This is a genomic window from Planococcus sp. BI3 (assembly GCF_056680115.1).
Genome location: NZ_CM155266.1, coordinates 1,072,049 through 1,086,712, shown reverse-complemented (window position 1 = coordinate 1,086,712; position 14,664 = coordinate 1,072,049). Strand labels below are relative to the sequence as shown.

Sequence of the window (14,664 nt, the reverse complement as noted above, 5' to 3'; positions counted from 1 at the left end):
ACGTTCATGTTAGTTGATATTAACCTATTGCCGCAAAAAGAACGGGATCGTCCCGCTTTTCTGATTGCGGCGATTTCAATTTTATTAGTAGCCGTCATCGTTTGGGCGGTCTTGGCGTTTCTGGCGGGCTCCCACGAACGGGAACAGGCGGTCCTCGCTGCGCAATCCGTGCAGGTTGCCACCGAACAAGCGGCCATCCGCAGCCAGTTGGAAGCGGAACAAGGCATGAACGAAGAGCAGCAATTGAAAGCCACGGTCGACTGGGCGGAGGGTTATCAATTTGATACCGTTCCTTTATTGAAAGACTTGGTAGCCATCCTGCCGGAACGCGGATTTTTTGAAAGCTTTTCCTATACCGGCCTGGACCAGGCAATCTTATCGGTCCAGTTTGATACCGCACGCGAAGCCGCTTATTATTTGGCGCAGCTGAAAGCGTCCGAACTGATCGAGTCCGCGACCTTGGACAGTGTGGCGCAAAATGAAATCGACACCGCTGAAACTGAAGAAGGCGTTGTTGTGGAAGAAGCAATCATCCAGGAAATGCCCCGCTACATCGCGAGCTACACCATCATCTTTGTCGATGAGCGCATTCCAACAGACGATACCGCTGTTCCGGTGGAAGGCGAAGCTGTTGCCGAAGAACCGGCAGAAGAAGTTGTAGAAGAACCAGCGGAAGACGTGGAGGTCGATGTTGAAGTCAACACCGAAACGGAAGCACCCGCCGAAACAGTTGAACCGGCTGAAACCGCTCCAGCAGAAACAGGAGGGGATGGCCAATGAGCAGTTTATCGAAAAGCCAAAAAGAAAAAGGTTTGATTGTTTTATCCATCGTCTTCCTGTTGGCGCTCGCAGCGTATTCCTACTTCACCCTGTACGCACCGGCCAAAGAAGCGCGGCTTCAGGCTGAACAGACCTTGACATCTGAACGCGACGTTTTGATTGCGCTGCAGACGCAGCTGAAAGAATTGCCGGAAGGCGAACGGATCAGCACCAGCGAGCTGCAACAGAAAGTGTCCGTCGAATCCTTGACCGAACAAATCGTCCTGCAGATCGAACAGGCCGAATTGATTTCTGGCACCTTGATCGACAATATCGGCATCACCGAAGGCCTGGTTTCATTGCCGGTGCCGGTTGAAGGGCTTGAAAACCTGCAGGAAGTCTTGACGACCGTCACCATCAAAGCGAACGACTACGGGGCGATCACCACGTTCATCAAAGAAGTCGAAGCGATGGAACGCATCATGATCGTCGAAGCCGTCGATTTCGGTTCCAACGAAGAAATCACTTCAGCCGACCAAGTGGGCGAACCGCTTGACGTCAACTTGACCTTCTCGGCCTATTTCCGCCCGGACCTGATCGCACTGGCAGACACCTTGCCGAAGATCGACGCTCCGGCCCCAGCCGGCAAGATCAATCCGTTGCCGCAAAACGACGGGACAGCGCTAGCCGAAGAGGATGACACCGAAGAAGATGCAGCTGTCGATGTAGACGTCGAAGTCAATGTGGAAGAAAACGCAGCCGCTTCAGACGAGGAATAGAAGAAAGAGAGAAATCACAGTGATTTCTCTCTTTTTGCTAGAGGTGGGAGGGGGCCAGACACCGTACTGCAAACAAACCCTCGTATTCCGCAAACAAACGAGGGTTTCGCGCAAACAAACTCGAGCATTCCGCAAACAAACCGGATGATTCCGCAAATAAAACCCGTATTCCGCAAACAAAGGCTCTGTCCTCCGCTTTTCGCCTGCGAAAAGCATCCATTCAGTCCTTTTTCTTCGGTACTATGTCGTGGTTGGACGCATTAATGCTGAGATATCCGATTAACTTGAACATATAGTAGAGTTTTCGACTATCACCTAAGAAGTAATTTTTCTCACTACATAAAAAAGAACAGAAGATGGCTAAAACCGTATGCTCCTGCGTCGCGAAGAGATGGGCCAAACTGCCTTTGGCCCGTCTCTTGAAAAGCATCTATTCAGTCCTGTTTCTCCAGCATTGTGTCGGTATTGGACGCGGTGGCGCTAGAATACTTGTTGGATCAGCTCAAGAATTTTCTTTCACTAAAAACGAGTAAGTATTTGTTTTTATAACTTCATGAAAAATAGAAGAAAGAGCGAAAGGTGGCGACTGTTTTCTAAGCAGGCAAATTGGTGGAACACTGCTCCTGCATCGCTACGCTAGCTTCGTCGCAAAGAGATGGACCAAACTCCCTTTGGTCCATCTCTTTGAAAGCGTCCGCCTGCAGCGATTTCTTCAACCAAAAAAACTATAGCAAAGAGGGTTCTTATGGTACTGACTTATTCTGTGTTCTTCTCGCTGTTCGGACTGGTCTTCGGCTCGTTCTTTAACGTGGTCGGCTTGCGCGTCCCGAAAAAAGAATCCATCGCGTATCCGCCATCGCATTGCACCAGCTGCCAGCGCCGCTTGACTGCGCTCGACCTGGTGCCGGTGTTCTCCTACTTGTTCCTGAAAGGCCAATGCCGGACATGCGGCTCGAAAATCCACTGGGTCTATCCCTTGATGGAAGCTGTCACGGCGATTTTATTCGTGGGATCGTATTTGGTGTTTGGCTTTACGCCGGAGCTGATCGTCGCCATCCTGTTCGTTTCGCTATTGGTCATCATCACCGTGTCGGACATCGCCTATATGCTGATACCGGACAAAGTGCTCCTGCCGTTTGCGGTGGTGCTGCTCGGCTTGCGGATCGCGATTCCGCTCGATCCGTGGTGGGACAGCCTGCTCGGCGCTGTGGTCGGATTTTCCTTATTGTTCCTGATCGCCGTTGTTTCCAAAGGCGGCATGGGCGGGGGCGACATTAAACTGTTCTTCGTCATCGGGCTCGTGCTCGGCACGGCCGGCACCTTGATGACCTTGTTCTTCGCGTCGTTCATCGGCGCCATCGTCGGCATCATCCAATTGCGCGTTACGAAGAAAGGGCGTAAGACGCCGATTCCATTCGGTCCGTCGATCGCAGCGGCCGCCGTCATCGTTTATTTCTGGGGAGACGGCATGCTCGCATGGTATATGAATTTTCTGGGGTGAAGCTGAGGCTTCATCTTTTTTTGTTGCCAGCATCTAGCTTCTGTAAACCGCTTCCGCCGCTTTGGACATAGCTCCCCGCAAGAAGCCAGGAAGAACACCTGTCTACTTGTTTCGCTTAGTCCGTGGACGCGCCGGCGCTGGAGAACTCTGATAGATATAGAGCAAAATAGCGAAGACTCCTGCGGCTTAGCGATTCGACCGATACACCGCAGCGGACGAGAAGGATTGGGTGGGAGCCCTTGGCAGCTGGCACCGCGACGTCCTGTCGCGCCATCTGCATGACCCGCATCCTGCGGGCCCGAAAGTAGAGTTAGTTTATGGAATATCAACCCAAATTATCGTAAATTAGAATGGCAAACCGCTCTGCGCAGCGCTTTGCAGAGATCTAACCCTCCAAATCTCATTTTTCGATCCCGCTATCCTGGCAAATTTCATTTATTGCCATTTGTTTCTGTGTTTCTCCAAATGGTATGCTTCTTGAAAAAGGAGAGATACCAACTATGAAATTCAAAACCGATCTGCCCATCATTTTAGCTTCACAGTCGCCGCGCCGCCAGGAACTGCTTGGCATGCTGGGTGTCGACTTCCAGGTCATCCCGAGCGTCAAAGATGAGCCCGATCCGGAAGGTTTCGAAACGGCACTCGGCTATGTGCTGGCATGCGCCGCGCAAAAAGCCCAGGAAGTGGCAACAGGGCAAAAGGAGGCTGTCGTCATCGGCTCTGATACCATCGTCGTTTTGGACGGGGAGATTTTGCTGAAGCCGAAAAATAAAGAACAAGCGAAAGGCTATCTGCAGAAACTATCGGGCCGCACGCACCAAGTGATCACCGCCGTGACGGTCATGCAGGGAAGCAGTGAGCTGTCATTCTATGAAACGGTCAAGGTCAGTTTCTACGATTTGCCGGAAGCGTGGATCGATGCTTATGTCGCTACGGAAGATCCGTACGACAAAGCAGGCGCTTATGGCATTCAGACGGTATCGGGCTTGTTCGTCAAAGAAATTCAGGGCGATTACAACGCGGTGGTCGGCTTGCCGGTTGCGGCTTTAACGCAAAAACTGGTAGCTGCAGGATTTATTTCATTGCAAAGGAGCGGTGTCCGATGCTGAACGAAGCGCCGTTGATGATCCGTGATGTCCATATTTCCGACCGGCCCCGTGAACGCCTGATCAACCAGGGCGCGGCGGCTTTGTCCAATCAGGAGCTGATCGCCATCCTGCTGCGCACCGGCAGCAAGCAAGAGTCGGTGCTGCATCTCGCGAATCGTGTGCTGACCCATTTCGAACAGATCCAGGAATTGAAGAATGCCACCATCGAAGAGATGGTGGCGATCAATGGCATTGGCCAGGCAAAAGCTGTTCAGCTGCTTGCGGCTGTCGAGCTCGGCCGCCGGTTGTCCTCGAAGCAGACCGATACGAAATTCACCATCCGTTCCCCGAAAGATGCGGCTTCTTATTTAATGGCCGATATGACTTCCCTCAAGCAAGAGCATTTTGTCGTGCTGTTCCTCAATATCAAAAATCAGGTGATGCACCGGCAGACCATTTTCGTCGGCAGCCTGAACGCCTCCATCGTCCATCCCCGTGAGATTTTCCGTGAAGCTGTGCGGCGCTCTTCTGCTTCAATCGTCTGTGCCCATAACCATCCTTCCGGCAATCCAGCGCCGTCACCCGAAGACATCGATGTCACCAAGCGGCTCGTTGAAGCGGGCAGCATCATCGGCATCGAGCTGCTCGACCACGTCATCATCGGCGACCACCAATTCATTTCCCTGAAAGAAAAGGGGTTCATGTAGCACTGTTTATTTTTTTCCTTTTCGTCTATAATGAGTGGTATTGTGTCAACGCAATTGCCGAAATACCGGCTTGTTACAGAAAGGAAGAAAACCTGTGCTTGGATTTGGTCTGAAAGATGTCGGAATTGATTTAGGTACTGCAAATACCTTGGTGTATATTAAAGGCAAAGGAATCGTTCTTCGTGAGCCTTCCGTTGTCGTTAAAAATAAAAAGACCGGCGAAATCGTCGCAGTCGGCAGCCAGGCCAAGAACATGATGGGCCGGACGGCTGCGTCAATCGTCGCAATCCGTCCGATGCGTGACGGCGTCATTGCCGATTACGATACGACCTTGACGATGATTCGCCATTATTTGGTTGAAGCGTTCAAAGCGGCTGGAAGCAAATGGAAAAGCGGCAACGTCATGATTTGTGTCCCTTACGGCATCACATCTGTTGAACAACGTGCCGTTCTGGACGCTGCCCGGGGAGCCGGCGCACGTGAAGCGTTCACGATCGAAGAGCCTTTCGCTGCGGCAATCGGAGCAAATCTGCCGGTTTGGGAACCTATGGGCAGTATGGTCGTCGATATTGGTGGCGGAACAACGGAAGTAGCAGTGATTTCACTGGGCGGCATCGTTTCAAGCGAATCGATCCGTGTAGCCGGTGATGCACTGGATACGGAAATCATCCAGTATATCCGCAAAACCTATAATGTCCTGATTGGCGAACGGACAGCTGAAGCGCTGAAAGTGGGCGTGGGATCTGCCCGTATCATGGAAGACGCTGAAAAGGACGTTTCCATGGAAGTCCGCGGGCGCGACTTGTTGACTGGATTCCCGAAAACCTTGCAGGTCACTTCCGGAGAACTTGCGTCCGCCTTGCGTGAATCGGTCGATGCCATTGTCGCAGGCGTCAAAGCGACGCTGGAAAAGACGCCACCTGAGTTGAGCGCGGATGTCATGGAAAACGGCATCGTCTTGACAGGTGGAGGGGCTTTATTGAAAAACCTCGACCGCGTCATTTCAGCTGAAACGTCCATGCCGGTGTTTATTGCCGAAAATCCACTGGATTGTGTCGCACTTGGCACAGGCAAGGCTTTGGAGAATATGGACCAATTCCGTCGCCAGTTATCAATTAAATAAGGAGGATGGCAAAATGCCACAGCTTTTAACGAACAAGCGGCTGATTTTGCTGCTGTTGGGTGTCATCCTGCTCGTTGCACTGATTTCTTTTTCGCTCCGGGACCGCGCCAATGTGTCGCTGCCGGAACAAATCATAAAAGATGCTGTTGGAGCCGGGCAGTCGGCATTTTCACGCCCTGCTCATTTTGTCACTGGAATTTTTGATAATGTCGATTCGTTATTGAATACATTTGAAGAAAACCAGCATCTGAAAACGCGCTTAGAAGAATTTGCGGGCGTGCAGGCTGAAGTCAAGGATTTACGTTCTGAAAACGAAGAACTGAGACTGATAGTAGGAAAAGAAGAAGACTTGCGGGAGTTCAACCCGATCCAGGCGACCGTCATTGCACGGAATCCGGATCAATGGGAAGAAAAAATCATTTTGAACCGCGGCTCCAACCAAGGAGTGGCGGAGAACATGGCGGTCATGACTGCCAGTGGCCTAATCGGCAAAGTCGTGTTGACGACGCCGACCACATCCACTGTGGAACTGATTTCCACGCTCAACCCGAACTACCGCGTATCCGCGATGGTCGTTGGGGGTGCGAAAGAGGTCTACGGCCTGATCGAAGGCTATGATGCCGAACGCCGTGAGCTGTTGCTGAAACGGATTGACGCGAATATCGAGCTGAAGGAAGGCGACCAGGTCATCTCCAGTGGACTTGGCGGTATTTTTCCGAAAGGCATTTTGATCGGCACCATCACTGAAATCACCATCGATGAATTTGGTCTGACAAAGCTTGCTTATGTCAAACCGGCGGCTGACTTTTCCTTATTGGATCATGTCATCATCGCAGATCGTGTAATGCCGGAAGTGGACGGTGAAGACAATGGCGTGACAGGAGACGATGAATCATGATCCGTTTCCTCATTCCGTTGATCTGTCTCGTCCTGTTTTTCATGGAACCGGTTTTTGGCCTTTTTTCACCGCTTAATATCGGCGGGGAACTGAATTATGTGGTGCCGCGTTTCCTCATTATGTTCCTGATTTTCCTGACGCTTTATTATGACCTGAAGCACGCCATGTTCTATGGATTATTTTTCGGGCTCTTGTATGATGTCTTTTACATTGATATTATTGGATTATATTCTTTTCTGTATCCAGCCATTTGTTTGGCGGCAGCATTCATCTTTAAACGGATTCCACGGAACCTGTTGACGGCGACACTGCTGACACTTGCTTTATTGGCGATATTCGAATTTGTGCTTTATCAGTTTTTCCTGCTGATTTCATTGACAGGAATGCCGCTCGGCACATTTTTATCGACGCGGCTTTGGCCGACGATGGTCGCCAATTCCATATTCCTGGTGATGCTCGGCTGGATGTTCAAGTCGGTGATCGTTACGCAGTTATCGGAGCGTGACACTAAGATAGGGTTATATTAATGAAAGCGCAGGTGACGCATTTTTTGAAGAATCTCGTTACTATTAAAGGGAAAAATAAAGGGCTTGTGCTGTATCTCGATGACCAATGTGCCTACACGGATCTATTGGCCGAGGTGAAGGCGAAGGTGTCGGATCCTGCGCTTGACAGTGATACCGAAGTGACGGTGCATCTGAATAAACGCTATTGCACCGACAGCCAGATCCAGGAATTGAGCGAAGCGGTGCAAACCAACCCGCATCTGAAGGTGGTTGCGACGACCAGTGACATCCTGACAGTCGAAGCGAGCGATCAAATGATCCTCGAACGCCAGTCCGAAACGTATGTCGGCATCGTGCGCTCAGGTCAAGTCATAAAAGCTGAAGGCGATTTGGTCGTTATTGGCGATGTCAATCCGAACGGCCGTGTGGAAGCAGGCGGCAGCGTTTATGTGCTGGGCCGGCTTAAGGGTGCGGCGCATGCCGGTACAAAAGGCAACCGCGATGCAGTCATCGCAGCCTCGTGGCTGGAAGCGACGCAACTGAAGATCGACGACGAACTCGAAACCATGACGGATGAATTGTCCAGCCTTTCGGAACAACCGGAAATGGAATGTGCTTATCTACATACAAACGGCACCATCATCATCGACCGTTTGCAGGAATTGCGGTTTATCCGTCCGCAAATTTCAACGTTTAAAGGAGGAAGCTAGTGTGGGAGAAGCTATCGTAATTACATCAGGCAAGGGAGGCGTCGGTAAAACGACGACAACCGCCAACCTCGGCACTGCATTGGCTCTTCAAGGGAAAAAAGTATGCCTGATCGACACCGACATCGGATTGCGCAACCTCGACGTCATTTTGGGTTTAGAGAATCGCATCATCTACGATTTGATCGACGTGCTGGAAGGCCGCTGCAAAGTGCATCAGGCACTTGTCAAAGACAAGCGTTTTGAAGACATGCTGTATCTTTTGCCGGCTGCGCAAACGGCCGACAAAAACGACGTCAATCCGGAACAGATGAAAGAATTGGTGGCGGAACTGAAGAAAGACTATGATTTCGTCATCATCGACTGCCCCGCCGGAATCGAGCAGGGCTATAAAAATGCGGTTGCCGGTGCAGACCATGCAATCGTCGTGACGACACCTGAAATTTCAGCTGTCCGCGACGCTGACCGCATCATCGGTTTGCTTGAGCTGGAAGAAAATATTGATGCACCGCGTCTGATCATCAACCGCATCCGCCCTCATTTGATGAAAGCGGGAGAAGCGCTGGATGTCAATGAAATCACGACTCACCTGTCGATCGACCTGTTGGGCATCATTGCAGACGACGAACGCGTCATCTCGAGCTCGAACAAAGGCGAACCGATCGTCATGGATCCGTCCAACACCGCTGCAATGGGCTACCGCAATATTGCGCGCCGCCTGCTCGGCGAATCGGTACCACTCATGAGCATGGAAAAAGCACCGCCAAGCCTGTTCACCAAAATCAAAGCAGTTTTCACGAAATAAGATTTTTTAGCCTCCGCTGTCTAAGCGGGGGCTTTTTTAAAACTTTGGGGAGGTGTGGCATGAACGATTTTTTATTGGCACAAATGATTTCAGCGGAACGCTTGCCGGCATTGCATGAAGCAAAGTCGGCCGTTTTATCGGAATTAAAGAATTCACTGGCGGGTGCGAGCGGCGAACAGCGCACGGCTGCTTTATTGAAAAGGGAATTGGATCTGCCGGGGGACGTAGCATTTTTGCATGATGTGCATATTCCATATAAAGACGGGACGGCACAAATCGATCTGCTGTTGGTTCATGCGGAAGTTGTCTGCGTATTGGAAGTGAAGAACATGATCGGAGAGTTTTATTTCGACTCCGACAACTTCCAGTTTCACCGTGTGGTTGACGGCCGCAGGGAAGGGATGCGCAATCCAGAAGCGCAGCTGCACCGTGCAGTGCGGGCAGTCAGCGGATTTTTGGGCGTTCCGGTTCATGGTGTGATCGTACTCGCGAGCCGGTCGGGGAAAGTGGTGGAAGCGCCCAAGCAGTATCCGGTCGTGTCGCTCGACTACTTGCCGTTCCATCTTGAAAAGCTCGCGCAGGGGTCAGGGCTTTTTGATGCCTCGGCGTTTGCTTCCAAATTGGCGGGATTGCCGGTGCGCAATTCCAGCCGCCACTGGCTCCAGCGCCACAACATCACCTTCGATTCATTGCGCCTCGGCGTGACTTGTCCGACATGCCGCACGCGTTCGCTCGATTGGCAGGGGCGCAAATGGAGCTGCGGCGTCTGCGGATTTGCGTCGCGGGATGCGCATGAAGTCGCGCTTCAGGAATATGCGGTGCTGTTCGGCGCCGAACTCGATACGAGGCTTGCTTACCGGTTGCTTGGCGTGAAAAACAAATACATCCTGTACCGGCTGCTGGAAAAGACGGCTCAGCGGGGCGATGTGCGTGGAAATCGCCGGATTGTGGAGGACCGGCAGCTGCTGCGCGAGTATTTCGGCCGCGTTTATCGCTGACCGCACCTCAAATGGGCAAGACCGCACCTCGTGAGGCGATAACCGCACCTCAAACAGCCAAGACCGCACCTCGCGAGGCAATAACCGCACCTCACAACCGATCCGCAAACCGCCAACAACCGATTTCCCGAAACATGACATTTTCTATTGACGCCGCAGGTTCTCCCGTGGTATTATTCTAATGTTATGTTTGTAGCGTACCGTGCTGCAACCGCTCGAATCAGGTTGCTTTAAGAATTCGCTCCGGCGGGTCACCTGAATAGGCGAGTCTTAATCTAAGAGGAGGTGCAAGGATATGTACGCGATTATTGAAACTGGTGGGAAACAAATCAAAGTTGAAGCAGGCCAAGAGATCTACGTTGAGAAATTGAACGGAGAAGCTGGGGATGTTATCACATTTGACAAAGTTCTATTTGTAGGTGGAGAAAATACTAAAGTGGGTGTTCCTTTTGTTGAAGGAGCTACTGTTACGGCTAAAGTTGTAAAAAACGGCAAACAGAAAAAAATCACAGTATTCACATACAAAGCTAAAAAGAACTATCACAAAAAACAAGGTCACCGTCAGCCATATACAAAATTGACTGTCGATGCGATCAACCTGTAAGAATGATACGAGTAACTGTAAAAGGAACGTCAAAACGCATTTCGTCTTTTGAAATGTCAGGCCATGCGGATTATGCTGAACACGGGCAAGACCTCGTATGTGCTGGAGCGTCCGCTGTCTCATTTGGAGCGGTGAACGCCATCATGGAGCTGACGGGAATCGAACCTGATATTCAGCAGGCAAACAGCGGCTTTTTAAAAGTCAGTTTTCCGAAGAACCTGAATGACAAGACGGACGAGCAGGTTCAACTGCTGGTACGCGCAATGATTGTTTCATTGAAAACGATTGAAAAAGACTATGAAGAATATATTAAAATAACCTTCACAGCTTAGGAGGTGGGACAGAATGTTAAGATTAGATCTTCAGTTTTTTGCATCCAAAAAAGGTGTAGGTTCAACGAGAAACGGACGTGACTCTGAATCTAAACGCCTTGGCGCAAAACGTGCAGACGGCCAAGAAGTTACTGGTGGTTCGATTTTATACCGTCAACGCGGGACTAGAATTTATCCAGGCGAGAACGTTGGACGCGGCGGAGACGATACACTTTTTGCTAAAATCGACGGAGTCGTACGTTTCGAACGTTACGGACGCGATAAGAAAAAAGTTAGCGTATATCCAGTTGCACAAGAAGCTTAATACAAAACGAAAAGGGCTGCTTTCGCAGTCCTTTTTCTTTTGAAATTTATAAGCGCGGACCCTGGGGCAGGCTGTATGCATTATTTTAGGGATTTCCTGCAAACTCTTGGTATACTGGAATAAGAAGTTGAACCGGGGCGTGACTTATGGAAAAGATAATGACAGTGGCACAATCGCTTCGGCATGCGCGCCATGATTTTTTAAATGAATTGCAATTGATCAAAATGAATTTGGACCTTGGCCGTCTCCAGGAGGCACAGGCGATTATTCGTTCGCATGCCGAAGCGGCTATGCATGCCAGCCGGCTGGCCGATATCGGGCTGCCGCTGACAGAGGAATGGCTGTTGACTGCGAATTGGCGCTTTCCTGGATTCAATTTTGGAGTAGAGTGCCCGGCATTGAAGGCACCCGCGCATTTGGATGCAGACTTTCAGCATTTTCTGGAGAGTTTTGTGGAATCCGCCAAAGAGCGCCTGGATCCTTATCAGGCATTTTATGGCACGATTTTATTGACATCCAGTGCTGCATCTTTTGAATTGAAGATTACGTGTCCAGGAAATTGGCTGGATTTGGATGTTTTGGGAACACCGGAATTTACAGTACGAAAAGAGTGCAGCGAAGACAGCACAATGATAGCTGTTCGTGCACAGATGGAGGGATAATATGTTTGTCGATCACGTAAAAGTTTATGTTAGAGGTGGCGACGGCGGGGATGGCATGGTTGCATTCCGCCGCGAAAAATATGTACCGAACGGCGGACCTGCCGGCGGAGATGGCGGGAAAGGCGGAAATATCGTCTTTATCGTTGAAGAAGGATTGCGGACGCTGATGGATTTCCGTTACAAACGGATTTTTAAAGCAGACCGCGGAACACACGGCATGAGTTCAAATAAACACGGTGCCAAAGCTGAAGATACGTTCATCAAAGTTCCACCGGGCACAGTCGTTAAAGATGTCGATTCGGGCGAAACCATTGCCGATTTGGTCGAACATGGCCAAACAGCGATCATCGCAAAAGGCGGGCGTGGAGGCCGAGGAAACTCACGTTTCGCAACGCCTGCAAACCCGGCACCAGAGCTTTCTGAAAAAGGCGAACCGGGCTTTGAACGCAACGTCACTTTGGAATTGAAAGTGTTGGCGGATGCTGGACTTGTCGGATTCCCGAGTGTCGGGAAATCGACTTTGTTATCAGTCGTTTCCGCTGCTAAACCAAAAATTGCTGAATACCATTTCACGACCATCGTTCCGAATCTCGGGATGGTTGAAACGGAAGACCAGCGCAGCTTCGTCATGGCCGATCTTCCAGGATTGATCGAAGGCGCCCATGAAGGAATCGGCCTTGGCCATCAATTCCTGCGCCATATCGAACGGACGCGTGTCATTGTCCACGTCATCGATATGTCCGGTCTTGAAGGACGCGACCCTTACGACGATTACGTCACCATCAACGAAGAATTACAGCAATACAATATGCGTTTGACGGAACGTCCGCAATTGATCGTGGCAAACAAAATGGATATGCCGGAATCTGAAGAGAATCTAGCGAAATTCCGCGAAAAATTGCCGGAAGATGCCCGCATTTTCCCGATCTCTGCATTGTCGCGCAAAGGCTTGAACAATCTATTGTTCGCGATTGCCGATGTGATCGAAGTGACGCCGGAATTCCCGTTGATCGACGATACCGAAGAAGATTCAGAAAGCACGGTTCTTTACAAACACGAATCCGATGCAGATGGCTTCAACATCACGCGTGAGTCTGATGGCGCCTTTATCCTGTCCGGTTATGCGATTGAGCGCATGTTCAAGATGACCGACTTTTCGCGTGAAGATTCAATTCGCCGATTTGCCCGCCAGATGCGCGGCATGGGAATTGATGATGCTCTTCGTGAACGCGGAGCGGAAAATGGCGACACGGTTCGCCTGCTTGAATTCGAATTCGAATTTATGGATTGATGCGGAGGTAGCTTGAATGAAGGATATTTCGGAACAACGGTATTATTTAGTGCGTGAAGACGTTTTGACAGAAGCGATGCAAAAAACGCTCGAAGTGAAAAAAATGTTGCAGAATGATCGCATTTCCATCATGGAAGCTGTCAACAAGACAGGTCTTTCGCGCTCTGCGTTTTATAAATATCGGGACGCTGTATTTCCGTTCCATTCGATTGTCAAAGAACGGATCCTGACGGTTTTCCTTCAATTGGAAGACCGCTCAGGGACGCTCGCGACGCTTTTGCAGACAGTCGCTGATAACGGCTGCAATATTTTGACCATCCACCAGACCATTCCGATCCAGGGGCGGGCGAATGTCACCTTGTCACTGGACGTAACGGCGATGGACGGGGAATTGGACGTATTTCTACAACAGCTGAAAAAACTCGATTTTGTCGAGTCGGCTGACGTGGTATCAAGTGGATCATCTTAATGGAGGAATGTTTAAATGACTGGACAAGCTGAAAACAAACGAATTTCATATTTAGGGCCGGAAGCGTCATTTACACACCTTGCGGCAAAAAAAGTTTTTCCTGAAGAAACGCTGGTACCATTTACAACCATTCCCGAATGCATAGAAGCAGTGGCAGAGGGCAGCGTAGATTACGCTGTTGTGCCGCTGGAAAATGCGTTGGAAGGATCAGTTCCATTAACAGTGGATTATTTATTCCACGAAGCGCAATTGTATGTGACGGCTGAAGTGTTATCGCCGATTGAACAGCATTTGTTGGTTCATCCTGAAAACCGCAACGCGGAAGCATTTGAAGCGATTTATTCGCATCCTCATGCATTGGCGCAATGCCATAAATTCCTTTTTTATACATATAAGAGTACGCCTCTGGAACAGTACAGCTCGACAGCTGCGGCGGCTAAAATGGTTTCTGAATTGCCGGAACGCAATATCGCGGCCATCGGCAATGAATTCTCCGCCCATAAATACGGCTTGGATATTCTGCAGCGCGATATCCACGATTTCCATTTTAACCACACACGCTTTTTCGTATTGTCGAAATCTAATCACAAACTGACCGATCCGACGCATGATGATCAAATCAAAACAACTTTGATGATCACGCCGCCGGATGATGACCGATCGGGTGTCCTGCATCAGATCTTGTCCGTCTTTGCTTGGCGGCGCCTGAACTTGAGCAAAATCGAGTCGCGTCCTTTGAAAACCGGCCTCGGCGATTATTTCTTCATCGCAGATGTGCTGGTAGACGAAGGGGACGCCATGATGCGCGGCGCCTTCGAAGAACTCGCGGCTCTTGGCTGTACGGTGAAAACTTTAGGTTCGTATTATACGTATAAATAAAACAGAGAAGCCCCGCAGCGAAAACGCTGCGGGGCTTTAAGTTTGTAGACAAAAAATCATTGTTTAGTTAGAAGAATAAGTAGAAAGTTTATGAGCACCATAGCGGATCCTATGCTCCAGGCGGACGCTTTCCGCGGGCTCGCGCCGAACTAACTCGGACTAGCGCCCGAGTGGATTTCGGCACTTCGCTATCCCGCAGGAGTCGCCGCCTTGCGCTCCGGATCCTGGTAACAGGCGGCTTTCTGTTTTGGC

At 50.3% G+C, this 14,664-nt stretch carries 17 protein-coding genes, 1 pseudogene and 1 other annotated feature; all 18 genes and pseudogenes read left to right on the top strand.

Annotated features, from left to right (window positions below):
- The first annotated feature begins 6 nt into the window (after positions 1-6).
- The 18 genes and pseudogenes from AC1MEO_RS05525 (at position 7) to pheA (ending at position 14,412) form a co-directional block, all read left to right on the top strand.
- Positions 7-780 carry a PilN domain-containing protein gene (locus tag AC1MEO_RS05525; protein ID WP_480334893.1) on the top strand — a complete coding sequence of 258 codons (774 nt, stop codon included), beginning with the start codon at positions 7-9 and terminating at the stop codon, positions 778-780.
- Positions 777-1,538: a pilus assembly protein PilO gene (locus tag AC1MEO_RS05520; RefSeq protein WP_480334892.1), complete on the top strand. Its 762-nt coding sequence runs from the start codon at positions 777-779 to the stop codon at positions 1,536-1,538. The genes AC1MEO_RS05525 and AC1MEO_RS05520 overlap by 4 nt, the downstream gene beginning before the upstream one ends.
- Positions 1,539-2,283: 745 nt before the next feature.
- Positions 2,284-3,039, top strand: coding sequence for a prepilin peptidase (locus AC1MEO_RS05515; protein ID WP_480334890.1), 756 nt, complete (start codon positions 2,284-2,286; stop codon positions 3,037-3,039).
- 500 nt (positions 3,040-3,539) lie between these two features.
- A complete protein-coding gene (locus AC1MEO_RS05510; protein WP_480334888.1) occupies positions 3,540-4,148 on the top strand; it encodes a Maf family protein in 609 nt (202 codons plus the stop codon).
- Entirely contained in the window at positions 4,142-4,834 is a 693-nt protein-coding gene (radC, locus tag AC1MEO_RS05505; RefSeq protein ID WP_480334886.1) for a RadC family protein, read from the top strand. The genes AC1MEO_RS05510 and radC overlap by 7 nt, the downstream gene beginning before the upstream one ends.
- Before the next feature lie 94 nt (positions 4,835-4,928).
- Complete coding sequence (locus AC1MEO_RS05500) at positions 4,929-5,957, top strand: rod shape-determining protein (protein WP_480334884.1); 1,029 nt, start codon at positions 4,929-4,931, stop codon at positions 5,955-5,957.
- A gap of 13 nt (positions 5,958-5,970) precedes the next feature.
- The gene (gene mreC, locus AC1MEO_RS05495; protein WP_480334882.1) at positions 5,971-6,855 is read left to right on the top strand and encodes a rod shape-determining protein MreC; all 885 of its coding nucleotides are present in this window, start codon (positions 5,971-5,973) and stop codon (positions 6,853-6,855) included.
- Positions 6,852-7,382 (top strand): rod shape-determining protein MreD, encoded by a 531-nt coding sequence (gene mreD, locus AC1MEO_RS05490; protein ID WP_480334880.1) that lies wholly within the window; start codon positions 6,852-6,854, stop codon positions 7,380-7,382. Before mreC ends, mreD begins: the two co-directional genes overlap by 4 nt.
- Positions 7,382-8,071 carry a septum site-determining protein MinC gene (minC, locus tag AC1MEO_RS05485; protein WP_480334878.1) on the top strand — a complete coding sequence of 230 codons (690 nt, stop codon included), beginning with the start codon at positions 7,382-7,384 and terminating at the stop codon, positions 8,069-8,071. The genes mreD and minC overlap by 1 nt, the downstream gene beginning before the upstream one ends.
- 1 nt (position 8,072) lies before the next feature.
- Positions 8,073-8,873 carry a septum site-determining protein MinD gene (gene minD, locus AC1MEO_RS05480; RefSeq protein ID WP_480334876.1) on the top strand — a complete coding sequence of 267 codons (801 nt, stop codon included), beginning with the start codon at positions 8,073-8,075 and terminating at the stop codon, positions 8,871-8,873.
- Between the two features lie 59 nt (positions 8,874-8,932).
- Positions 8,933-9,301, top strand: a pseudogene (locus AC1MEO_RS05475) (nuclease-related domain-containing protein); the annotation flags it as partial.
- A 769-nt stretch (positions 9,302-10,070) separates the two neighbouring features.
- Positions 10,071-10,152 (top strand) — a sequence feature (ribosomal protein L21 leader region).
- A gap of 14 nt (positions 10,153-10,166) precedes the next feature.
- A complete protein-coding gene (gene rplU, locus AC1MEO_RS05470) occupies positions 10,167-10,475 on the top strand; it encodes a 50S ribosomal protein L21 (RefSeq protein ID WP_223638192.1) in 309 nt (102 codons plus the stop codon).
- 2 nt (positions 10,476-10,477) lie between these two features.
- Positions 10,478-10,807 carry a ribosomal-processing cysteine protease Prp gene (locus AC1MEO_RS05465; RefSeq protein ID WP_480334874.1) on the top strand — a complete coding sequence of 110 codons (330 nt, stop codon included), beginning with the start codon at positions 10,478-10,480 and terminating at the stop codon, positions 10,805-10,807.
- Positions 10,808-10,820: 13 nt separating this feature from the next.
- Positions 10,821-11,111, top strand: coding sequence for a 50S ribosomal protein L27 (gene rpmA / locus AC1MEO_RS05460; protein ID WP_240748317.1), 291 nt, complete (start codon positions 10,821-10,823; stop codon positions 11,109-11,111).
- 146 nt (positions 11,112-11,257) lie between these two features.
- The gene (locus tag AC1MEO_RS05455; RefSeq protein WP_480334872.1) at positions 11,258-11,773 is read left to right on the top strand and encodes a Spo0B domain-containing protein; all 516 of its coding nucleotides are present in this window, start codon (positions 11,258-11,260) and stop codon (positions 11,771-11,773) included.
- A gap of 1 nt (position 11,774) precedes the next feature.
- On the top strand, positions 11,775-13,064 hold the full coding sequence (gene obgE / locus AC1MEO_RS05450; RefSeq protein WP_480334870.1) for a GTPase ObgE: 1,290 nt from the start codon (positions 11,775-11,777) through the stop codon (positions 13,062-13,064).
- Positions 13,065-13,080: 16 nt separating this feature from the next.
- A complete protein-coding gene (locus AC1MEO_RS05445; RefSeq protein WP_480334869.1) occupies positions 13,081-13,533 on the top strand; it encodes an ACT domain-containing protein in 453 nt (150 codons plus the stop codon).
- Positions 13,534-13,548: 15 nt separating this feature from the next.
- On the top strand, positions 13,549-14,412 hold the full coding sequence (gene pheA / locus AC1MEO_RS05440) for a prephenate dehydratase (RefSeq protein WP_480334868.1): 864 nt from the start codon (positions 13,549-13,551) through the stop codon (positions 14,410-14,412).
- Positions 14,413-14,664 lie beyond the last annotated feature (252 nt).